Raw genomic sequence first — 19,844 nt, forward strand, 5'->3', positions numbered from 1 at the left:
CTATATCGTTGGATATTACAGCGCACTAAGACCGCACGAATATAACGGTGGATTACCCCCAAACGAATCGGAAAATCGATACTGGAAAAACTCTAACTCGGTGGCCAGTTTTTGTTGACCACTTCAATGCTGCTTGAGCATTTTGGGGCGGATCTCTTTGACAGGAACGTCGCCCAAGCCGGGAAAAATGTTCCGTTCAAGACTACGCCATATATCTTTTGCATAGTCTTCCGTTATTTCAGCGGTTTTTATCTTCTCATCTAACCACTTTCGGGCAACAGCTTGTAGCGTATGCTCCGTGGCATCTTTCAGAGCGTTAGTTTTTTCAGTGATGTGGGCTTGAGGGTCAATACCATTAGCAAGCAAAGACAGATATTCATCACGTAAAGCTCTTGCCTTTGCTAATGAGAGGTGAGGGTAGGTTCCCAAGCTCATCTTAGTGCGCTTCTTGGTCACTGGTACTGGATATCTGAGATACCAGTTCTTCTTCCCTCCTTTTGATGAAGGAGCGATTCGTAGCAGTAGCCCATCACCATCGAAGAGATTGATCTCTTTGTCTGCTGGCTTGGTGTTTTTGATTTCAGTGTCTGTGAGTTTTTTAGTCTGCCTTGCCATGTATTGGACCCTCAAATTATTGGATCCAACCGGTGGGTCCATATAAGGGTCTCATAATGCGTAGCTTCTAGCAATTCTCAGTAGACTTCGCTAGACATGAAAAAGGCCGCAACCCTTGCGAGGTGCGGCCTTGATAGTCTTTAGTAGACTTTGTTTTACTAAAAAGTGGTGGAGCTGGCGGGAGTTGAACCCGCGTCCGAAATTCCTACATCCTCGGTACTACATGCTTAGTCAGTCTTTACATTCGCTTGCCAGCTGCGGACAGACACGCCACTAACAAACTAGCCTGATTAAGTTTTAACGCTTCAACCCCAGGCAGGGCTTCCACGCGATCTCTTTTGGGTTTGACCTCTCTTGATCCCCGTCCTAAGAGCGGAGGCTAGGGAGAGAGGGCTCTAAGCAGGTTATTAAGCTGCTAAAGCGTAGTTTTCGTCGTTTGCGACTATTTTTTGCGGCTTTTTACGAGGCCAACCGCCCCTCGGCATGCACCTTGGGTTTCGCAAATCCCGTCGAATCCAGAATCAGCCCCAATGTGTAACGGTGAGTATACCAGATTTGTGAGCGCCATGACCAGCCCCAATGGCGACATCGTCAAGGATTTAGCGCCTGCGTAGCATGATTTTTATTCGATTAAGCATGGGGATGACTACATCTGTGCTAAATATGATTATCAACAAGATGTTCATTCGCGCCACCGGAGAGGGGAGGCGCGGTGAGGGGCTGATCAGTATATGTTATGTAGGTTTAACGGTGAGCGTTTTTCATGATACGTGCTTTATCCACCTGCCATTCACGTTCTTTGATGTCAGAACGTTTATCGTGTTGTTTCTTACCTTTCGCGACACCAATTTTTACTTTGCACCAGGCATTTTTCCAGTACAGGGAGAGCGCCACTACGGTATAGCCTTCACGATTTACGCGACCGTACAATGAGTCCAGTTCGCGCTGGTTGAGAAGTAGCTTGCGAGTACGAGTAGGATCGCACACCACATGCGTGGAAGCCACAGCCATCGGCGTGATATTTGCGCCAAACAGGAACGCTTCTCCGTCGCGCAGAAGAACATAGCTGTCGCTAATATTGGCTTTTCCTGCGCGCAGGGATTTAACTTCCCAGCCTTGCAGGGCGAGTCCCGCTTCAAACTCTTCTTCAATAAAGTATTCGTGACGGGCGCGCTTGTTGAGCGCTATGGTTGCTGAACCAGGTTTATGTGCTTTTTTCTTCGTCATAAGCGTCGTGAATCATCGGTAATCTGAAATCGAAAACACCCCATATTAATCCTGCGGGGGACAAGGCTCTATCTTAGCATGAACCCGATGTTACCCAGTGCCGGGATAGCGTTTTTTTTACAGCAGGATAAATGATATTATTTGTTGGTTTTTTGTTGATGGAATTTGTTATGCCTCAAATTAGCCGGACCGCACTCGTACCCTACAGCGCGGAGCAAATGTATCAGTTAGTGAATGACGTTCAGTCTTATCCTCAGTTTTTGCCGGGTTGTACCGGAAGTAGGATTCTGGAGTCCACTCCTGGGCAGATGACCGCTGCGGTAGATGTCTCTAAGGCTGGGATCAGCAAAACGTTTACTACCCGGAATCAGTTGACCAGTAACCAAAGTATCCTCATGAATCTGGTTGATGGGCCGTTCAAGAAGTTGATCGGCGGTTGGAAGTTTACGCCGCTGAGCCAGGAGGCGTGCCGTATCGAGTTTCATCTCGATTTTGAGTTTACTAATAAGCTGATTGAACTCGCCTTTGGTCGCGTGTTTAAAGAGCTGGCGACTAATATGGTGCAAGCTTTCACTGTGCGAGCAAAAGAGGTTTATAGTGCCAGGTAAAATTGCCGTTGAGGTAGCTTACGCGTTACCAGAGAAGCAGTACCTGCAACGTGTGATGTTGCAGGAGGGAGCGACGGTTGAAGAGGCGATTCGCGCCAGCGGTTTGCTGGAATTGCGTACAGATATCGATTTAACTAAAAATAAAGTCGGCATTTACAGTCGTCCGGCAAAACTGAGTGATATCGTGCGCGATGGCGATCGTGTAGAGATTTATCGACCATTGATTGCCGATCCGAAAGAGCTTCGCAGGCAGCGGGCAGAGAAGTCAGCGAATAAATAGCAGGCAGAAAAAAGGTGCTCAGCGAGCACCTTTTTGATCGCTATAAACAGCAAATTTTATTCGTTGCCACTCAGTGCGGGTTTGTTATCAATATTGGTCAACACACCGCTGCTGTTAAAGGTCAGCGTCAGCGTTTGCTGCGTTACACCTTCATGACCTGGTTGTTGGCGGAAGACATAGAACCAGGTATTCGTACCAAATGGATCGGACATCAGCGGTGTACCCAATGCGTACGCAACTTGTTGTTGCGTCATGCCAACGCGTATTTTGGATACGTCGTTAGCGGTCAGATAGTTCCCCTGGTTGATGTCAGGACGGTAAACCACTCGCTCCAGAGTGGAACAGCCTGCGGTCAACATCAATAGTACTGCTGCGGCAGCAGTCAGCGTTTTACAGCGCATAGTGATTTGATTCCTTTTCGGGCCCGAGCAGTACGTGGCTCATCTGTAATATGCCGATGATAATAGACCTTTCGTCACTTTAAAACCTTTTGCTGTCGGGTCTTACGGCGTTTTGCTGTCTACTCTGACCGTGAAGCAGTAAAAAAGTTTACGCCGCAAGCAGTTCTTTCGCGTTCGCCAGGGTGTTGCGGGTAACTTCGCTACCACCAAGTAAGCGCGCCAACTCCTGTAACCGCGCCTTTTTATCCAGTGATTGCATATGTGTTTCTGTCATCGCGCCATCTGTTTCTTTGCTGACAAAATAGTGTTGATGACCGCATCCTGCGACTTGTGGCAGGTGGGTAACACACATTACCTGGGTTGATTCGCCAAGCTGACGTAGCAGTTTGCCGACGACTGCTGCAGTCGGGCCGCTGATCCCCACATCCACTTCATCGAAAATGAGCGCTGGCGTTTCCATTTTACGCGCTGTAATAACCTGAATCGCCAGAGCGATACGCGACAATTCACCACCGGATGCGACTTTGGCGATAGGCTGCATTGGCTGACCAGGGTTGGTGGTAACCCGAAACTCAATGCGGTCGGCACCGTCAGCGCTCAGGTGATGCTCATCAAATTTCACATCAATCGTAAATTGCCCATGCGGCATGGAGAGTGCGTGCATACTGTCGGTGATCAGGTGCGCAAGTTCTGCTGCATAGTGCTGGCGTTGTTGGTGTAACGCGCGTGCCGTTTCCAGCGCCTGCTGATGGTGTTTAGTTACGGCCAGCGCGAGAGTTTCTTGCGAGTCGGCCTGATCGTCGAGTTGCTGTTGTTCTTCCAGCAGTGATTGATAATATTGTGGCAATGCTTCCGGGCTGACGTGGTGTTTACGTGCCAGTGAAATCTGTTTTGAGATACGTTGTTCAAGTTCGAACAACCGGTTAGGGTCGAGATCCAGACGATCGCAGTAGTGGCGTAATTCGTCACTGGCTTCAGCTATCTGGATTGTGGCCTCTTCCAGCATATCAAGTACACCGGACAGTTTGCTGTCCATACCAATCAGTTCGCTCACCAGTTGTTTAGCCGTGTAAAGCTGACTTTGCAGGTTTGCATCTTCACCGTCGGCCATTAATGCCAGTGCATTCTGGCTGGTGGTCAGCAATTGACCGCTGTTAGCCAGACGCTTGTACTCTTCGTCGATTTGTTCAAACTCACCGGGCTGCGGATTAAATTCGTTCAGTTCTTTTAACTGATATTGCAGCAGTTCCGCGCGAGCGGCGCGTTCCTGACTTAACTGTTGATGATGCGCCAGGTCGCGGCAGCTTTGATGCCACAACTGATAACGAGCGGTCATTTCCTGGAGCAGAGAAGTTTCATTGGCGTAGCCATCAAGCAGGAATTTTTGGTGCTCGGCTTTGGTGAGTAACTGATGAGCATGCTGACCGTGGATCTGGATGAGCAACTGACCCAGTTCGCGCAGTTGTGACAGAGGAACGGCCGTGCCGTTGATGAAACCACGGGAGCGGCCATCGCTACTGATCACGCGACGAAGCAGGCATTCGCGGCCATCTTCCAGTTGGTTTTCTTCCAGCCAGCGCAGAGCCGCTGGCGTATCTTTAAGAGAAAAACGAGCGCACAGGTCTGCGCGAGCAGCGCCGGTACGCACCATGTCGGCTTCAGCGCGACCACCGAGACAAAGGCCGAGCGCATCTATTGCAATAGATTTGCCTGCGCCGGTCTCACCGGTTATTACGGTCATACCGCTGTGAAAATCAATCTCAAGCTCACGAACAATAGCAAAGTTGCTGATGGTCAGTTGTGCCAACATAGTCGTTTTCCTGTATGAAAAACCATTACTGTTATTGTGTACAGTATAAACTGGTTTTATATACAGTAAAGAGGCTGGTGTAAAATTAAAATAATTTTTTTGACCAGCCGAGCTTAGTGCTTAATGTATTGAAATAGCTGTAATCTTTTGGATGAATCAGATTCAGATGGTAATCACAACGACGAATCAGGACATCTTCACCTTCCTGAATCGGTAGCGCTATCTGGCTGTCGCAGCTAATTTCCAGATCGCTACGGCGGTGCGAAAAGCGCAGGCGAATTGTGCTGCTGCTGTTAATGACCAGCGGGCGCGCCGAGAGTGTATGCGGGAACATTGGCACCAGGGTAATTGCATCCAGTGATGGTGTCAGAATCGGGCCGCCCGCCGAGAGGGAATAGGCGGTAGAACCTGTAGGCGTAGAAATAATCAGTCCATCGGAGCGCTGAGAAAACGCAAAGATCTCGTCGATATACACTTCGAACTCAATCATATGCGCTACTTTACCTGGGTGAAGCACTACTTCGTTAATCGCTGTGCTGATGCGCTTCTGGCAATCTTGCTGGCAGACTTGTGCTTCCAGCAAAAAACGTTTTTCGCTGATGTAGTGGCCTTCCAGCACATCGGCTAACTGTTGTTGGGCGTTATCGGGGTCAAGGTCAGTCAGGAAACCCAGGTTGCCACGGTTGATGCCAATGACTTTAATGTCGTAGCGGGCGAGCGTGCGCGCCGCGCCCAGCATATTACCGTCGCCACCAACAACTACCGCGAGATCAGCCAGTTGTCCAATCTCCGCGAGTGTGCCAGTTTTCACATTCTTCAGTTGCAGTTCATGAGCGATTTGCTGCTCAACGATGACCTCGTAACCTTTTGTGCACAACCAGCGGTAGAGCATTTCATGTGTTGTCAGTGCAGTAGGGTGCCGTGGGTGTCCCACAATGCCAATACACTTGAAATGATTATTCATTTTTCCGAGGTCCTTGTTGTGAAGATTGATGACAATGTGAGTGCTTCCCTTGAAACCCTGAAACTGATCCCCATAATAAGCCAAGTTAGCGAGATGAATGCGAAAAAAACGCGGAGAAATTCATGAGTAGTAAAGAACAGAAAACGCCTGAGGGGCAAGCCCCGGAAGAAATTATCATGGATCAGCACGAAGAGATTGAGGCAGTTGAGCCAGAAGCTTCTGTTGAGCAGGTGGATCCGCGCGATGAAAAAATTGCGAATCTCGAAGCTCAGCTGGCTGAAGCCCAGACCCGTGAACGGGACGGTATTTTGCGCGTAAAAGCGGAAATGGAAAACCTGCGTCGTCGTACTGAACTGGATATCGAAAAAGCGCATAAATTTGCGCTGGAGAAATTCATCAACGAATTGCTGCCGGTGATTGATAGTCTGGATCGTGCGCTGGAAGTGGCTGATAAAGCTAACCCGGATATGTCTGCGATGGTTGAAGGTATTGAGCTGACGCTGAAGTCGATGCTGGATGTAGTACGTAAATTTGGCGTTGATGTCATTGCCGAAACGAACGTACCGCTGGATCCAAACGTGCATCAGGCCATCGCAATGGTGGAATCTGATGACGTTGCGCCGGGTAACGTACTGGGCATCATGCAGAAGGGTTATACGCTGAACGGTCGTACGATTCGTGCGGCGATGGTTACTGTCGCGAAAGCGAAAGCTTAATTTCTGCCTTCGTAATGAGTTACGGCCCTGCATATGAATGCCGGGCCGTTTTCGTTACTCCGCCACGCTTTCACGTAGCGGTTTTACAGGAAAAACTTTTACCTGCTTAATCATATTGTCCTGAACGTCGAGGATATCGATATCGTACTCGCCAATACGCACGCGGGTGCCTGCGACAGGGATCTCTTCCAGCGCCTCCAGAATAACGCCATTAACCGTGCGGGCATCATCTTCCGGTAGATGCCAGTTAAAGGCTTTGTTAATTTCTCGCACGTTGGCGGTGCCATCGATAATCACCGAACCGTCGTTTTGCGGTGTGACCTCTTCGGCAAGCGTTGGTGACATCGACGTGGTGAAATCACCGACAATCTCTTCAAGAATATCTTCAACTGTGACCAGCCCCTGAATATCTCCGTATTCGTTGACGACCAGACCAACTTTCTTTTTATTGCGTTGAAATTTAACTAATTGTGTACTGAGCGGAGTGCCTTCCGGAACAAAATAAATTTCGTCCGCAGCGCGTAGCATGGTTTCTTTAGTGAACTCTTTTTTCTCCGACATCAGCCGCCAGGCTTCACGTACTCGCAGCATACTAATGGCGTCGTCCAGAGAGTCGCGGTACAGCACGATGCGCCCGTGAGGAGAGTGGGAGAGTTGACGGAGAATCGATTTCCAGTCGTCGTTGATATCGATGCCGATGATTTCACTGCGCGGCACCATGATGTCATCAACGGTCATTTTTTCCAGATCGAGCACCGATAGCAGCATATCCTGATTGCGGCGGGAAATTTGTGAGCGTGATTCGTGCACAATGGTGCGCAACTCCTCTTTGCTTAAAGAGCCGCTGACTACGATATCGGTTTTGATACCCATCATACGCATCAGCATACGGGTGATGGCGTTCAGTAGCCAGACCAGTGGCATCATCAAAATTTGCAGCGGAGCCAGCAGAAAACTACTCGGATAGGCGACTTTTTCCGGGTACAGCGCGGCAATGGTTTTCGGCAATACTTCGGCAAAAACCAGCACCACGAAGGTCAGCACGCCGGTCGCAATCGCCACGCCTGCATCACCGTACAAGCGCATTCCGACAATGGTGCCCAGTGCGGAAGCGAGAATATTGACCAGGTTATTGCCGATTAACACCAGGCTTATCAGGCGGTCAGGTTTGCGCAGTAATTTTTCGACCCGTTTAGCCGAGCGATTACCCTGCTTCGCCATATGTCGCAGGCGATAGCGGTTGAGTGTCATCATTCCGGTTTCGGAGCCGGAAAAATAGGCTGAAATGACCACCATGATGATCAAAATTATGATCAACGTGGTAGTAGAGATATGTTCCAGGGGAAGCTCCTTTTCTGGTTTAGCTGATTAACTGCTGGACAATTCGGCTGCCAAAATAGGCCAGTGTCAGAATGACTGCGCCGGCGACGTTAAACCAGACAACGCGGCGTCCACGCCATCCTTCATGATAATGCCCCCACAGCAGCACAATATAGACAAACCACGCCACAATAGAGAGCACGGCCTTGTCGATATTTTCCATGCTAAATAAGTTGTGCATGTAGAACAGGCCTGTACAGAGAGTGAGCGTCAATAGCACCACACCAATTTGCGTGATATGGAACATTTTACGTTCAATACTCATCAGTGGAGGCATTTCCTGATTAAACGCCAACTTCTTGTTCTTCAGTTGGTAATCAATCCATGCCAGTTGCAGCGCGTACAGGGCAGCGATAATCAGCGTGGCGTAGGAAAAGAGCGATAAGCCAATGTGCATCAGCATCCCGGGTGTTGCTTCCAGGTGGGTGATGTATTCATTGGGCATGAAGGTCGCCAGCGCCAGGTTGATGAGCGCAAAGGCGTAAACAATCGGCAGCAGCAGCCAGCCACGGTTACGTGAGGCCACAATGGTCATCACCGTACAGATCATCAGGCTGACCAACGAACCGACATTCAACAGGCTAAGGTTTTGTCCGCTATCACCGCCGGGCAGTATGCGGGCTTCAAGAGCAATAGCGTGGCAAACCAGCGCGATGACCGCAGAAATAATAGCCATTCGCCGCCAGCCGCCGTTTTTTTGCAGCAGACCGGGAATAATCAGTGCGAGACTGACAGAGTAGGCGACGAGCGCGAGCAGAGCAAAAACGGGCATAGTAATGTCGACAGTTTGAGCAATGAGAAAGAAAAGCAGTATAGCGTCAGGTGAACGCGGCTCCAACCGTTGCATAACAACAAAGACGCCTTCATGTTATACTGCGGCAAAATACTGATGATGTGTCGCGATTGCGGCCAACCGTTTCCACCCCAGGCGAGAGACAATGTTTGATAATTTAACCGATCGTTTGTCGCGCACGCTGCGCAATATCAGTGGCCGTGGACGCCTTACTGAAGACAACGTTAAAGATACGCTGCGCGAAGTGCGCATGGCGCTGCTGGAGGCGGACGTCGCTCTGCCGGTAGTGCGTGAGTTTATCAATCGCGTAAAAGAGAAAGCGGTTGGTCATGAAGTTAACAAGAGCCTGACGCCGGGGCAGGAGTTCGTCAAAATCGTCCGTAACGAACTGGTTGCGGCGATGGGCGAAGAGAACCAGACCCTGAATCTGGCTGCGCAGCCGCCTGCGGTGGTGCTGATGGCGGGCCTGCAAGGTGCCGGTAAAACAACCAGCGTTGGTAAACTCGGTAAGTTCCTGCGCGAGAAGCACAAAAAGAAAGTGCTGGTGGTTTCTGCCGACGTTTATCGTCCGGCGGCAATCAAACAGCTTGAGACGCTGGCCGAACAGGTAGGCGTCGATTTCTTCCCTTCAGATGTTGGTCAGAAGCCGGTCGATATCGTTAATGCGGCGCTGAAAGAAGCCAAACTGAAATTCTACGACGTGTTGCTGGTGGATACTGCCGGTCGTTTGCACGTTGATGAAGCGATGATGGACGAGATCAAACAAGTCCACGCTTCGATTAACCCGGTTGAAACCTTGTTTGTGGTTGACGCCATGACCGGTCAGGATGCCGCCAATACGGCAAAAGCGTTCAATGAAGCGTTACCGCTTACCGGCGTAGTGTTGACCAAAGTAGACGGCGATGCCCGCGGCGGTGCGGCGCTCTCGATTCGTCACATCACTGGCAAACCGATCAAATTCCTCGGTGTTGGTGAGAAAACAGAGGCGCTGGAACCGTTCCATCCGGACCGCATCGCTTCCCGTATTCTCGGTATGGGCGATGTTCTGTCGCTGATCGAAGATATCGAAAGCAAAGTTGACCGCGCGCAGGCTGAGAAATTAGCCAGCAAGCTGAAAAAAGGCGACGGCTTCGATCTCAACGATTTCCTTGAACAGTTGCGCCAGATGAAAAACATGGGCGGCATGGCCAGCCTGATGGGCAAACTGCCGGGTATGGGGCAGATCCCGGAGAACGTGAAGTCGCAGATGGACGATAAAGTGCTGGTGCGTATGGAAGCCATCATCAACTCGATGACGCTGAAAGAGCGCGCTAAGCCAGAAATCATCAAAGGTTCGCGTAAACGTCGTATCGCTGCCGGTTGCGGTATGCAGGTACAGGATGTTAACCGTCTTCTGAAGCAGTTCGACGACATGCAGCGCATGATGAAGAAGATGAAGAAGGGCGGAATGGCGAAGATGATGAGAAGCATGAAAGGGATGATGCCGCCGGGATTTCCTGGTCGCTAAATGACCTTATGCGACAGAGTTATTAACTGTTGATTGCATTTTCTCCAGAAATCAGTAAAATTTTCGGGCTTTTAATATGACACCGGACTCCGTTCCTCGATGGGGTCCGGTTGTTTTATTCACACAAGAGGATGTTATGGTAACTATTCGTTTAGCACGTCACGGCGCTAAAAAGCGTCCGTTCTACCAGGTTGTTGTCGCTGACAGCCGTAATGCACGCAACGGTCGCTTCATTGAGCGCGTTGGTTTCTTCAACCCAATCGCTAGCGAAAAAGAAGAAGGCGCCCGCCTGGATCTGGATCGCATTGCTCACTGGGTTGGCCAGGGCGCAACTATTTCTGATCGCGTTGCTGCGCTGATCAAAGAAGTAAACAAAGCAGCTTAATCTGTCACGGTGGTCATGATGAGCAAACAACTCACCGCGCAAGCACCTGTTGATCCCATCGTTTTGGGAAAAATGGGTTCGTCTTACGGTATTCGTGGGTGGCTCAGAGTGTTTTCTTCCACCGAAGACGCCGAAAGCATTTTTGACTATCAGCCCTGGTTTATCCAGAAGGCGGGTCAGTGGCAGCAAGTCCAGTTGGAAAGCTGGAAGCACCACAATCAGGACATGATCATCAAGCTGAAAGGCGTTGACGATCGTGATGCGGCGAACCTGCTGACGAATTGTGAAATTGTCGTAGATTCTTCGCAGTTGCCTCAGCTTGAAGAGGGTGACTACTACTGGAAAGACCTGATGGGCTGCCAGGTAGTGACCACTGAAGGCTACGATCTCGGTAAAGTCGTCGACATGATGGAAACCGGATCTAATGACGTTCTCGTCATTAAGGCAAACCTGAAAGATGCGTTTGGTATCAAGGAACGTCTCGTACCGTTCCTCGATGGGCAGGTTATCAAGAAAGTCGATCTCACTACTCGTTCAATCGAAGTAGATTGGGATCCTGGTTTTTAAACCACCGGATAAACGGTAAAAGACGGCGCTATGTGGATTGGCATAATTAGCCTGTTTCCTGAAATGTTCCGCGCAATTACCGATTACGGGGTAACTGGCCGGGCAGTTAAAAATGGCCTGCTGAGCATCCAGAGCTGGAGTCCTCGTGACTTCACGCATGACCGGCACCGTACCGTGGACGATCGTCCTTACGGCGGCGGACCGGGGATGTTAATGATGGTGCAACCTTTACGGGATGCCATTCATGCAGCAAAAAGCGCGGCGGGTGAAGGCGCTAAGGTGATCTATCTGTCACCGCAGGGGCGCAAGCTTGATCAAGCAGGCGTCAGCGAACTGGCAACGAATCAAAAATTGATTCTGGTGTGCGGTCGCTACGAAGGTATAGATGAGCGCGTGATCCAAACCGAAATTGACGAAGAATGGTCAATCGGGGATTACGTTCTGAGTGGTGGTGAGTTACCAGCAATGACGTTGATTGACTCTGTCTCCCGGTTTATTCCGGGGGTACTGGGACATGAAGCCTCAGCAACGGAAGATTCCTTTGCTGAAGGATTGCTGGATTGCCCGCACTATACGCGGCCTGAGGTGTTAGAAGGGATGGAAGTTCCGTCAGTGTTACTGTCGGGCAACCATGCCGAGATACGTCGCTGGCGTTTGAAACAGTCGCTGGGCCGAACCTGGCTTAGAAGACCTGAACTTCTGGAAAACCTGGCTCTGACTGAAGAGCAAGCAAGGTTGCTGGCGGAGTTCAAAACCGAACACGCGCAACAGCAACATAAACATGATGGGATGGCGTAAGCCCCCGAGATATCAGTTTACCCAGGATAAGAGATTAAATTATGAGCAACATTATTAAGCAACTTGAACAAGAGCAGATGAAGCAGGACGTACCTTCCTTCCGTCCGGGTGATACCGTGGAAGTGAAAGTATGGGTTGTTGAAGGTTCCAAAAAACGTCTGCAGGCATTCGAGGGCGTGGTTATCGCTATTCGTAACCGCGGTCTGCACTCTGCATTCACTGTTCGTAAAATTTCCAACGGCGAAGGCGTTGAGCGTGTCTTCCAGACTCACTCTCCGGTAGTTGACAGCATTTCTGTCAAACGTCGTGGTGCTGTTCGTAAAGCTAAACTGTACTACCTGCGTGAGCGTACTGGTAAGGCTGCTCGTATCAAAGAGCGTCTTAACTAAGATTTCGCTTAAGCGACATCCTGTTAAGAAGGGCTGGCCAATTGGCTGGCCCTTTTTTTATCTACTGAAATTGAGTTTAAGGCGCACTTATCACCACAGCGACGCGGCGGTTCTCGGCCCGACCCTGAGATGTCTGGTTGCTGGCGATGGGGTATTTTTTCCCTAAGCCTTGAGTAGAGAGATTGCTGCGAGGAATTTGCCCACCTTCAGCCCAGGCATCTGCGACGACATTCGCTCTCTTCAGTGATAAGGCTTCATTGTAGCTATCTTCACCGTAGTTATCGGTATGACCATCCATACGGGCATGTGTTAGCCCGGTAGAAGCCAGTTTCGCCGCCATGGTTTGGATCTGTTGCTGACTTTCCGGAAGTAGTTTGTAGTCATTTTTAGCAAACAGAATCGTGTCTGATAAGCCAAGTGACCAGTCACCGGCGGATTCAGTAAAACCATAAGACTGCATAGCAGCGACTTGCTCTGGGGTAAACTTGCCTTGTGGAGCCTGGCAACCTGCCAGTATCAGAGAAGAGAAAACCAGAGGTGCTACCAGTTGCTTTATCATGTAGATATTTCCTTGTTATTTCACCCGCGTTTCGGCGCGCTGGTGCTTGGCCTGATACATATTACGATCGGCCAGCTCTTGTAATTTTTCGGCAGAATCGTGTTCACGAGTCAGGGCGTATCCAATACTTAAGGTCATGCTGGCCTGATGACCGTTATGGAGATTGAATGGGCGATGAAAGGTTTGTGTGAGATCTGCACAGATACGCTGCACTTCATATTCTGACAGTACGCCAGACAGAACCATGGCGAACTCGTCGCCTCCTATGCGGTATGACTGATGTCGTTTTCCGCTAAATTCCATTAACCGTATGGCTATCTCGATCAAGACCTGATCGCCCGTCGCGTGCCCCCATGTGTCATTGATATATTTGAAATTATCGCCATCAAGAAAAAGTAAAGCTGAGGTTTCTCGTGCAGCAGAATCACTCATTAACGTATTGATGCAGTTGCGGAATGCAGCGCGGTTCGCCAGCCCGGTTAATGGGTCATGTAGCGCGGTACGTAGAAGCTGGGCATTTTTTGCCTGCAAACGGAGCTGCCACTCTTCCATTTCATCCAGCAAGCTATTGAAGTCGAGAGCAAAGCGGTGAAATTCTGCGATTCGTTCTTCCGAAACACGGCGGGAAAAATTGCGGTTGGAGCGCACATCATGAACGACGTCAGTGATGTTTTTTAGCGCTTCCACCAGTCCGTTATGCAAATGGCGGGTAAGGGTGATTGCAATGCCTGATGCCAGCAGAATGCAACCCGTCAGAACAGCCAGCGATAACCAGATAAAATGACTGATTGAGTTGTCGCGAGCAGTTAACTGTACTTCGCCAATGATTTTGCCATTATGGCGAATCGGCTGAATGACGGGAGCGGGGAAGAGCCAGTGGCTAATGAAATTACTGAATGTCTCGCCCGGAGCCTTACTGGTGTAATGCCAGGATGCCAGAATGTTTTGCTGGTTATCTCGCACTTCTGCGGTTGAAAATTGGCCCTGCTGACCCAGCGCGGCTAACGTTTCTGTGGCTGCCGGACCATCGGCAAAAACGACAGCAGCTTCCAGACTGTAAGTCATTGTCGCTGCGGTGAGTGCCAGGTTTTTTTGCGCGTATTGTTTCAGGGTCAGCACCGATGTCACGGAAAGCAGCAGCCAGATCAGCGTCATAGTGATAAATACGCTGGTCATGCTGATATTGCGTAATGCTCTTTTAAACGTGGGGCGCTTATTAAGAGAATTATCGTTACCCATCATTTTTCTTCCGTGCGAGCATTAAGACATCCGGGTTGACCTTTACACCACTACGCGATAAGGCATCCAGGTTTACGGCAAATCTGACGTTATTATTGTTGATGATCAGGCAAAATGCGCTGCCAATAATGCACTCGGTATTTTGTTCGGCTATTAATAATAACGCCTTAGACGGATATTCATCGATTAATTCTATCTGGAATGTCGGTGACTCGCTGCCAAAATAAAAGCCATCGCAGCTTGAAATCAGTGCCTCTTGTTTAGAGTTAATGATGATGGGGAGATAAGGCAAAGAAGTTGCGTTGTTCTCTTGTAGGGCTGCGCTAAAACGTGAAGATGAAAAAATACATAGCCTTGGTGGGCCAGTCAATGCAGGCCAGCGAGTGTAGCTGACGATACCGGAAACCATCAAACGTATATTTTTTGTAACGTCAGAAGCACCCTGAGCGAGTAATGGCGATCCTGCCAGGAGAAAGAGCAGTAGTAAGATCGGTCGGTGAGAAAAGCGCATTCAGGGATCCTCACCACCGTTGCTCGAAACGCATCGAAAATTTTCTTTAGGATGCTCATTAAAATATCATTATTTTATGCACTCGTCATCAAAACGAGAATTAAAATTCAAATAAGTTAAATCTTATGATTAATTTATTGATGAGGTTTAAATTAATTCAATCGTATCGTGCTGGCATTTTCATCGGCTCCTTTTTGCCATACTTCATGCAGTTGACTGGCATTTTCCACGGTGTCACAACTGGCGGGAAAGCTTTTACCAGATAGCCCTCTGGCGTAAGTAAAATCAGGCTGGCAGGTTTTCTTTTGTCCTTCGGCATATCCTTTAAGGTATACCACCCGATCTGTTGGTGAATCGTTAAATGTATCGTCGTCTTTTATGGCAACGCCTGATATAGCATCTTCCATACCAACGTCATACCAGTCGGTACTGGTCAAGGTTGGCGCGTGAGTATAAGGATCAATCTGGCAACCGCTAATCACTAAGGCCAACAGGGGACCGATAAATTTTTTCATCATTTTTTCTCCTTTTTCAAAGCATAGCGGATTGTTTTTGATAGTGGTGTAAATTTGTTTTTACGAAATTAATTGTCTAAGAAGCATTAAAACTGCATGTGTAAACTATTATTTACGAAATTTGGATTGAAATCTTTACTTGTTATGTTATCGTTACGTCATCCTCGCTGAGGATCAACTATCGCAAACGAGCATAAACAGGATCACCATCATGCAAAAAGACGCGCTGAATAACGTACACATTACCGATGAACAGGTTCTGATGACCCCGGAACAATTGAAGGCCGCTTTTCCATTAAGCCTGCAACAAGAAGCCAAGATTGCCGATTCGCGTAAAACCATTTCAGATATTATCGCCGGGCGCGATCCTCGTCTGCTGGTAGTGTGTGGTCCTTGTTCCATTCATGATCCTGAAACGGCTCTGGAATATGCTCGTCGATTTAAAGCTCTTGCCGAAGAGGTCAGCGATAACCTCTATCTGGTGATGCGCGTCTATTTTGAAAAACCCCGTACTACTGTCGGCTGGAAAGGGTTAATTAACGATCCACATATGGATGGCTCTTTTGACGTAGAAGCCGGGCTGCAAATTGCGCGTAAGTTGCTGCTTGAACTGGTGAACATGGGGCTGCCGTTGGCGACGGAGGCGTTAGATCCAAACAGCCCGCAATATCTTGGTGATCTGTTTAGCTGGTCTGCAATTGGTGCTCGCACCACAGAATCGCAAACACACCGTGAAATGGCATCTGGCCTGTCTATGCCGGTTGGTTTTAAAAACGGCACCGATGGCAGTCTGGCAACGGCAATTAACGCCATGCGAGCTGCCGCCCAGCCACACCGTTTTGTCGGTATTAACCAGGCAGGGCAGGTTGCGTTGCTACAAACGCAAGGTAATCCGGACGGACATGTGATCCTGCGCGGCGGCAAAGCACCGAATTATAGCCCTGCGGATATTGCGCAATGTGAAAAAGAGATGGAACAGGCGGGACTGCGTCCCTCACTGATGGTAGATTGCAGCCACGGTAATTCCAATAAAGATTATCGCCGCCAACCTGCGGTAGCAGAGTCCGTGGTTGCCCAAATCAAAGATGGCAATCGCTCAATTATTGGTCTGATGATCGAAAGTAATATCCACGAAGGCAATCAGTCTTCCGAGCAACCGCGCAGCGCAATGAAATACGGTGTATCCGTTACCGATGCCTGCATTAGCTGGGAAATGACAGATGCCTTGCTGCGTGAGATTCATCATGATCTCAACGGACAGTTGACGGCACGCGTGGCTTAAGAGGTTTATTATGGTTGCTGAGTTGACCGCATTACGCGATCAAATTGATGAAGTCGATAAAGAGCTGCTGAATTTATTAGCGAAGCGTCTGGAACTGGTTGCCGAAGTCGGAGAGGTGAAGAGCCGTTTTGGGTTGCCTATTTATGTTCCGGAGCGTGAGGCATCCATGCTGGCCTCGCGGCGCGCCGAGGCTGAAGCTCTCGGAGTGCCGCCGGATCTCATTGAAGACATCCTGCGTCGGGTGATGCGTGAATCTTACTCCAGCGAGAACGACAAAGGCTTTAAAACGCTTTGTCCTACGTTGCGCCCGGTGGTTATCGTCGGCGGTGGCGGTCAGATGGGGCGATTGTTCGAGAAGATGCTGACACTCTCGGGTTATCAGGTGCGGATCCTTGAACAACATGATTGGGAACGTGCGGCTGAGATTGTTGCCGATGCCGGAATGGTGATTGTTAGTGTGCCGATTCATGTTACTGAGCAGGTCATAGGAAAATTGCCGCGTTTACCGCAAGACTGTATTCTGGTTGATCTGGCATCGGTGAAAAATGGACCGTTGCAGGCCATGCTGGCGGCGCATGATGGTCCGGTGCTGGGGCTACACCCGATGTTCGGCCCGGACAGCGGTAGCCTGGCGAAACAGGTCGTTGTCTGGTGTGATGGCCGCCAGCCGGAAGCGTATCAATGGTTTCTGGAGCAAATTCAGGTCTGGGGCGCACGGTTACATCGCATTAGCGCCGTGGAGCACGATCAGAATATGGCGTTTATCCAGGCGTTGCGCCACTTTGCTACTTTTGCTTATGGCCTGCATCTGGCAGAAGAAAATGTTCAGCTTGAGCAACTTCTGGCGCTCTCTTCGCCCATTTATCGCCTTGAACTGGCGATGGTCGGGCGACTGTTTGCCCAGGATCCGCAGCTTTATGCCGACATCATCATGTCGTCAGAACGTAATCTGGCGCTGATCAAACGTTACTATAAACGTTTTGGCGAGGCGATTGAGTTGCTGGAGCAGGGCGATAAGCAGGCGTTTATTGACAGTTTCCGCAAGGTTGAGCACTGGTTCGGTGATTACGCGCAACGCTTCCAGAGTGAAAGCCGTGTGTTATTGCGTCAGGCAAATGACAACCGGCAGTAATAATTTTGTGCCGGGTGATACGTATCACATCCGGCACGGCTTCATCATGCAGGATCGACAGGCACCACATTCTCGCTTGGGTAACAGCCCAACACCTTCATCGAACGGGTGATTTCACCTAACTCTTTCAATGCTTTTTGCATTTCTGCTGATTCAAGGTTGGCCTGAATATCCAGATAAAACATCTCTTCCCACGGATTACCGTGAATCGGACGTGATTCCAGACGGGTCATGATCAGATTATGATTGCGCAGCACCAGCAGTGCTTCAACCAGTGCACCGGCTTGTTGTCCGGTGGCCATTAACAGCGTGGTTTTTGCCGGAACCTGGTCTGAAACGTTAATGGCTTTACGCGCCAGCACGACAAATCGGGTGAAGTTTTGTCGCTGATTTGCCTCAATGCGCTCCAACACCTGTAAGCCGTACAAAGTGCCGCCTGCCTCGCTCCCCAATGCAGCAACATGCGGTGATTTTGCCTGTGCAACCTTTTCCATCGCCGCGGACGTACTTTCGGTATATTCAATCTTCCAGTGCGGATAGCGATTAAGGAATTTACTGCATTGCTGGAATGGCTGCGGATGGCTGTAGACCGTGTTGATGGTGGATAAATCTGTAGTACCAGAAACCAGCAGGCAGTGGTCAATGGTCAGCGTCATCTCGCCAACAATCGATAAGCTGGTATGTTGCAGCAGATCGTAGACATCGTTAATGGCACCGGAGCTGGTATTTTCAATCGGTACGACGGCATAGTCGGCCTGACCTGTTTCCACCTGATTAAAAATATCAGCAAATTTGGCACAACCACTTTCAATAAATTGCTCGAAGTGACGGGCAGCATACTGACGGGCGGCAAGGTGTGAGTAGGAACCTTTCGGGCCAAGAAAAGCAATGCGGGCAGAGTGCGGATTAATTTTATTGAGATGCTGCTGGAGCAGTGCCTGCTGGGTCAATACGGAATCTTCAATGATAAGCTGGAACAGACGGGTAATGTAGTGCGCATCCAGATGGTGCGTTTTACCGAGTGTAATCAGTTTTTCCAGTAAATCGCGTTCACGATCGATATCACGTACCGGGCGATGAGAGAGCAGTTTGGCTTTTCCCACCTCGACAGCAAGTTCGCGCCGCTCTGCCAGTAGCGCCAGTAATTTTTCATCCAGCGAGCTGATTTTCTCACGCAGCGCCAGTAACGGGTTTTCCGATGTCATAGTGTTGCCTTTTTTGTTATCAATAAAAAAGGCCCCCCGGTTTGGGAGGCCTTATTGTTCGTCTTCGCATTCTGTTTCACACGACGAAACGCCTCCCATTCAGGGGAAGGTAAAAAAGAATGCGAAGAAGAACAGAGTGTGTTTCATATTTGTTTCCTTAAGCGACTTCAGTACAGTACCCGCACTGTTTTCACGCTGTCAACAAAAAACGCGCCCGAAGGCGCGTTGGCGATACACTCAATATAAAGGACTACTCTTCTTCAACTTCTTCGACAAAGTTGGCGTCTTTCACCGATGTTGCGGCACGACGTGCTTCGCCTTTGTGCTGCAGTTTATTGAGCTGCCGTTCCAGCTTGTTGATCAATTCGTTAATTGCGGTGTACATATCTTCATGTTTACCACTGGCAACAAGAACGCCGTTAGGTGTATTGATAGTGGCGTCAGCAACGAACCCTTGTGGCTCTTTGGACAGAATGATATGTGGATTAATCAGATGTGTTTGCCATTTTTCCAGTTTGGCGAGACGGTCTTCGACATGTTGGCGGATGGCCGGAGTAATTTCCATTTGTTTACTGGTAATGTTCATTGTCATAAATTTTACCTCTTGTCTTCCCGTCTTGGTGAATTCAGCATACCGTTCCTGATGTCAAAATGTGTGATGGAAATCTCATAATTTTGTCACTTTTTGTCAACGAAGTTTTTTTGTGAGAAATCGCAGGAAGAAGTGTTTTTTTACTTGAGGAATGTCTCAAAGCGAGCCATATTTGATGAGATCGATCGCGACTAAATCGCTTCAGTTACACGCGTTACAGAATAAAAAAACGGCAGCTCAAGGGCTGTAATGCCAGTCAGTTAAGCAACTGACTGGCTCTTTTTCGGGGCTGTGGGGTATTTCCAGGGCCTCTCCTTTACCACTCTCGGGAAGGCCCTTTCCCTTCTTGTCGGTAATTTCACAAGTTGT

The 19,844-nt window shown here is 49.3% G+C and carries 24 protein-coding genes, 1 other RNA gene, 1 pseudogene and 1 other annotated feature; of the genes and pseudogenes, 10 read left to right on the plus strand and 16 right to left on the minus strand.

What is annotated here, in order from left to right:
* Window positions 1–126 precede the first annotated feature (126 nt).
* The 3 genes and pseudogenes from C7B16_RS21995 to smpB all read right to left on the minus strand — a co-directional run.
* Window positions 127–615: pseudogene (locus C7B16_RS21995) on the minus strand (integrase arm-type DNA-binding domain-containing protein); the annotation flags it as partial.
* A 166-nt stretch (window positions 616–781) separates the two neighbouring features.
* Window positions 782–1,144: a transfer-messenger RNA gene (gene ssrA / locus C7B16_RS22000) on the minus strand.
* Between the two features lie 215 nt (window positions 1,145–1,359).
* Window positions 1,360–1,842, minus strand: coding sequence for an SsrA-binding protein SmpB (smpB, locus tag C7B16_RS22005; RefSeq protein WP_000162574.1), 483 nt, complete (start codon window positions 1,840–1,842; stop codon window positions 1,360–1,362).
* 170 nt (window positions 1,843–2,012) lie between these two features.
* Here smpB and ratA point away from each other — a divergent pair, with 170 nt between their 5' ends.
* On the plus strand, window positions 2,013–2,450 hold the full coding sequence (gene ratA, locus C7B16_RS22010) for a type II toxin-antitoxin system toxin RatA (RefSeq protein ID WP_010376629.1): 438 nt from the start codon (window positions 2,013–2,015) through the stop codon (window positions 2,448–2,450).
* Entirely contained in the window at window positions 2,440–2,730 is a 291-nt protein-coding gene (locus C7B16_RS22015) for an RnfH family protein (RefSeq protein ID WP_001117829.1), read from the plus strand. The genes ratA and C7B16_RS22015 overlap by 11 nt, the downstream gene beginning before the upstream one ends.
* 56 nt (window positions 2,731–2,786) lie before the next feature.
* Here C7B16_RS22015 and bamE read toward each other — a convergent pair whose 3' ends face one another.
* The 3 genes from bamE to nadK all read right to left on the minus strand — a co-directional run bounded on the left by bamE (window position 2,787) and on the right by nadK (window position 5,905).
* On the minus strand, window positions 2,787–3,131 hold the full coding sequence (gene bamE / locus C7B16_RS22020) for an outer membrane protein assembly factor BamE (protein ID WP_001203438.1): 345 nt from the start codon (window positions 3,129–3,131) through the stop codon (window positions 2,787–2,789).
* 148 nt (window positions 3,132–3,279) lie between these two features.
* Window positions 3,280–4,941 (minus strand): DNA repair protein RecN, encoded by a 1,662-nt coding sequence (gene recN, locus C7B16_RS22025; protein ID WP_001516912.1) that lies wholly within the window; start codon window positions 4,939–4,941, stop codon window positions 3,280–3,282.
* A gap of 85 nt (window positions 4,942–5,026) precedes the next feature.
* Window positions 5,027–5,905, minus strand: a complete 879-nt coding sequence (nadK, locus tag C7B16_RS22030; RefSeq protein ID WP_001059172.1) for an NAD(+) kinase — start codon at window positions 5,903–5,905, stop codon at window positions 5,027–5,029.
* Between the two features lie 122 nt (window positions 5,906–6,027).
* On the opposite strand from nadK, the gene grpE reads away from it, so the two are divergent.
* Window positions 6,028–6,621, plus strand: a complete 594-nt coding sequence (grpE, locus tag C7B16_RS22040; RefSeq protein ID WP_107180156.1) for a nucleotide exchange factor GrpE — start codon at window positions 6,028–6,030, stop codon at window positions 6,619–6,621.
* Window positions 6,622–6,675: 54 nt separating this feature from the next.
* Here the strand turns inward: grpE and C7B16_RS22045 are convergent, their stop codons facing one another.
* Window positions 6,676–7,962, minus strand: a complete 1,287-nt coding sequence (locus C7B16_RS22045) for an HlyC/CorC family transporter (protein ID WP_010723175.1) — start codon at window positions 7,960–7,962, stop codon at window positions 6,676–6,678.
* A gap of 19 nt (window positions 7,963–7,981) precedes the next feature.
* The gene (locus tag C7B16_RS22050) at window positions 7,982–8,773 is read right to left on the minus strand and encodes a cytochrome C assembly family protein (protein WP_010376639.1); all 792 of its coding nucleotides are present in this window, start codon (window positions 8,771–8,773) and stop codon (window positions 7,982–7,984) included.
* Window positions 8,774–8,939: 166 nt separating this feature from the next.
* Here C7B16_RS22050 and ffh point away from each other — a divergent pair, with 166 nt between their 5' ends.
* The 5 genes from ffh to rplS all read left to right on the plus strand — a co-directional run bounded on the left by ffh (window position 8,940) and on the right by rplS (window position 12,440).
* A complete protein-coding gene (ffh, locus tag C7B16_RS22055) occupies window positions 8,940–10,301 on the plus strand; it encodes a signal recognition particle protein (RefSeq protein ID WP_000460036.1) in 1,362 nt (453 codons plus the stop codon).
* 136 nt (window positions 10,302–10,437) lie between these two features.
* Window positions 10,438–10,686: a 30S ribosomal protein S16 gene (rpsP, locus tag C7B16_RS22060; protein WP_001371138.1), complete on the plus strand. Its 249-nt coding sequence runs from the start codon at window positions 10,438–10,440 to the stop codon at window positions 10,684–10,686.
* A gap of 18 nt (window positions 10,687–10,704) precedes the next feature.
* The gene (gene rimM, locus C7B16_RS22065; protein ID WP_000043335.1) at window positions 10,705–11,253 is read left to right on the plus strand and encodes a ribosome maturation factor RimM; all 549 of its coding nucleotides are present in this window, start codon (window positions 10,705–10,707) and stop codon (window positions 11,251–11,253) included.
* Between the two features lie 30 nt (window positions 11,254–11,283).
* Complete coding sequence (trmD, locus tag C7B16_RS22070) at window positions 11,284–12,051, plus strand: tRNA (guanosine(37)-N1)-methyltransferase TrmD (RefSeq protein WP_000264785.1); 768 nt, start codon at window positions 11,284–11,286, stop codon at window positions 12,049–12,051.
* Window positions 12,052–12,092: 41 nt separating this feature from the next.
* On the plus strand, window positions 12,093–12,440 hold the full coding sequence (gene rplS, locus C7B16_RS22075) for a 50S ribosomal protein L19 (protein ID WP_000065253.1): 348 nt from the start codon (window positions 12,093–12,095) through the stop codon (window positions 12,438–12,440).
* A gap of 76 nt (window positions 12,441–12,516) precedes the next feature.
* Here the strand turns inward: rplS and C7B16_RS22080 are convergent, their stop codons facing one another.
* The 4 genes from C7B16_RS22080 to C7B16_RS22095 form a co-directional block, all read right to left on the minus strand.
* Window positions 12,517–12,999, minus strand: a complete 483-nt coding sequence (locus C7B16_RS22080) for an OmpA family protein (RefSeq protein WP_000595358.1) — start codon at window positions 12,997–12,999, stop codon at window positions 12,517–12,519.
* A 15-nt stretch (window positions 13,000–13,014) separates the two neighbouring features.
* A complete protein-coding gene (gene dgcN / locus C7B16_RS22085; protein ID WP_001516910.1) occupies window positions 13,015–14,241 on the minus strand; it encodes a diguanylate cyclase DgcN in 1,227 nt (408 codons plus the stop codon).
* Window positions 14,231–14,749, minus strand: a complete 519-nt coding sequence (locus tag C7B16_RS22090) for a YfiR family protein (RefSeq protein WP_105266787.1) — start codon at window positions 14,747–14,749, stop codon at window positions 14,231–14,233. Before C7B16_RS22090 ends, dgcN begins: the two co-directional genes overlap by 11 nt.
* A gap of 152 nt (window positions 14,750–14,901) precedes the next feature.
* The gene (locus C7B16_RS22095; protein ID WP_000976009.1) at window positions 14,902–15,267 is read right to left on the minus strand and encodes a DUF2799 domain-containing protein; all 366 of its coding nucleotides are present in this window, start codon (window positions 15,265–15,267) and stop codon (window positions 14,902–14,904) included.
* Between the two features lie 208 nt (window positions 15,268–15,475).
* Between C7B16_RS22095 and aroF the strand changes: the two genes are divergently transcribed.
* Window positions 15,476–16,546, plus strand: coding sequence for a 3-deoxy-7-phosphoheptulonate synthase AroF (gene aroF, locus C7B16_RS22100; RefSeq protein WP_001168033.1), 1,071 nt, complete (start codon window positions 15,476–15,478; stop codon window positions 16,544–16,546).
* A gap of 10 nt (window positions 16,547–16,556) precedes the next feature.
* On the plus strand, window positions 16,557–17,678 hold the full coding sequence (tyrA, locus tag C7B16_RS22105; RefSeq protein ID WP_000225243.1) for a bifunctional chorismate mutase/prephenate dehydrogenase: 1,122 nt from the start codon (window positions 16,557–16,559) through the stop codon (window positions 17,676–17,678).
* A 44-nt stretch (window positions 17,679–17,722) separates the two neighbouring features.
* On the opposite strand, the gene pheA is transcribed toward tyrA, so the two are convergent.
* From pheA to C7B16_RS25465, 4 genes are all read right to left on the minus strand, one after another.
* Window positions 17,723–18,883 (minus strand): bifunctional chorismate mutase/prephenate dehydratase, encoded by a 1,161-nt coding sequence (gene pheA / locus C7B16_RS22110; RefSeq protein ID WP_016262446.1) that lies wholly within the window; start codon window positions 18,881–18,883, stop codon window positions 17,723–17,725.
* A 22-nt stretch (window positions 18,884–18,905) separates the two neighbouring features.
* Window positions 18,906–19,031: a sequence feature (Phe leader region), on the minus strand.
* Window positions 18,983–19,030, minus strand: a complete 48-nt coding sequence (gene pheL, locus C7B16_RS22115; protein WP_101958059.1) for a pheA operon leader peptide PheL — start codon at window positions 19,028–19,030, stop codon at window positions 18,983–18,985. (Overlaps the previous feature by 48 nt.)
* A gap of 102 nt (window positions 19,032–19,133) precedes the next feature.
* A complete protein-coding gene (raiA, locus tag C7B16_RS22120; RefSeq protein ID WP_000178461.1) occupies window positions 19,134–19,475 on the minus strand; it encodes a ribosome-associated translation inhibitor RaiA in 342 nt (113 codons plus the stop codon).
* Between the two features lie 260 nt (window positions 19,476–19,735).
* Window positions 19,736–19,844 (minus strand): hypothetical protein (locus C7B16_RS25465; protein ID WP_224465868.1); only part of this gene is annotated, 109 nt, incomplete at its 5' end.

Origin of the sequence: Escherichia sp. 20412-1, from assembly GCF_003027595.1 — a bacterium.
GTDB lineage: Bacteria > Pseudomonadota > Gammaproteobacteria > Enterobacterales > Enterobacteriaceae > Escherichia > Escherichia marmotae.

Coding starts and splice junctions, on each gene's coding strand:
- rimM (WP_000043335.1), top strand. CDS start 10,705: ATGAGCAAACAACTCACCGCGCAAGCACCTGTTGATCCCATCGTTTTG.
- dgcN (WP_001516910.1), bottom strand. CDS start 14,241: ATGATGGGTAACGATAATTCTCTTAATAAGCGCCCCACGTTTAAAAGA.
- tyrA (WP_000225243.1), top strand. CDS start 16,557: ATGGTTGCTGAGTTGACCGCATTACGCGATCAAATTGATGAAGTCGAT.
- rplS (WP_000065253.1), top strand. CDS start 12,093: ATGAGCAACATTATTAAGCAACTTGAACAAGAGCAGATGAAGCAGGAC.
- smpB (WP_000162574.1), bottom strand. CDS start 1,842: ATGACGAAGAAAAAAGCACATAAACCTGGTTCAGCAACCATAGCGCTC.
- trmD (WP_000264785.1), top strand. CDS start 11,284: ATGTGGATTGGCATAATTAGCCTGTTTCCTGAAATGTTCCGCGCAATT.
- C7B16_RS22050 (WP_010376639.1), bottom strand. CDS start 8,773: ATGCCCGTTTTTGCTCTGCTCGCGCTCGTCGCCTACTCTGTCAGTCTC.
- ffh (WP_000460036.1), top strand. CDS start 8,940: ATGTTTGATAATTTAACCGATCGTTTGTCGCGCACGCTGCGCAATATC.
- raiA (WP_000178461.1), bottom strand. CDS start 19,475: ATGACAATGAACATTACCAGTAAACAAATGGAAATTACTCCGGCCATC.
- pheA (WP_016262446.1), bottom strand. CDS start 18,883: ATGACATCGGAAAACCCGTTACTGGCGCTGCGTGAGAAAATCAGCTCG.
- aroF (WP_001168033.1), top strand. CDS start 15,476: ATGCAAAAAGACGCGCTGAATAACGTACACATTACCGATGAACAGGTT.
- nadK (WP_001059172.1), bottom strand. CDS start 5,905: ATGAATAATCATTTCAAGTGTATTGGCATTGTGGGACACCCACGGCAC.
- recN (WP_001516912.1), bottom strand. CDS start 4,941: ATGTTGGCACAACTGACCATCAGCAACTTTGCTATTGTTCGTGAGCTT.
- rpsP (WP_001371138.1), top strand. CDS start 10,438: ATGGTAACTATTCGTTTAGCACGTCACGGCGCTAAAAAGCGTCCGTTC.
- bamE (WP_001203438.1), bottom strand. CDS start 3,131: ATGCGCTGTAAAACGCTGACTGCTGCCGCAGCAGTACTATTGATGTTG.
- C7B16_RS22090 (WP_105266787.1), bottom strand. CDS start 14,749: ATGCGCTTTTCTCACCGACCGATCTTACTACTGCTCTTTCTCCTGGCA.
- C7B16_RS22080 (WP_000595358.1), bottom strand. CDS start 12,999: ATGATAAAGCAACTGGTAGCACCTCTGGTTTTCTCTTCTCTGATACTG.
- C7B16_RS22095 (WP_000976009.1), bottom strand. CDS start 15,267: ATGATGAAAAAATTTATCGGTCCCCTGTTGGCCTTAGTGATTAGCGGT.
- grpE (WP_107180156.1), top strand. CDS start 6,028: ATGAGTAGTAAAGAACAGAAAACGCCTGAGGGGCAAGCCCCGGAAGAA.
- ratA (WP_010376629.1), top strand. CDS start 2,013: ATGCCTCAAATTAGCCGGACCGCACTCGTACCCTACAGCGCGGAGCAA.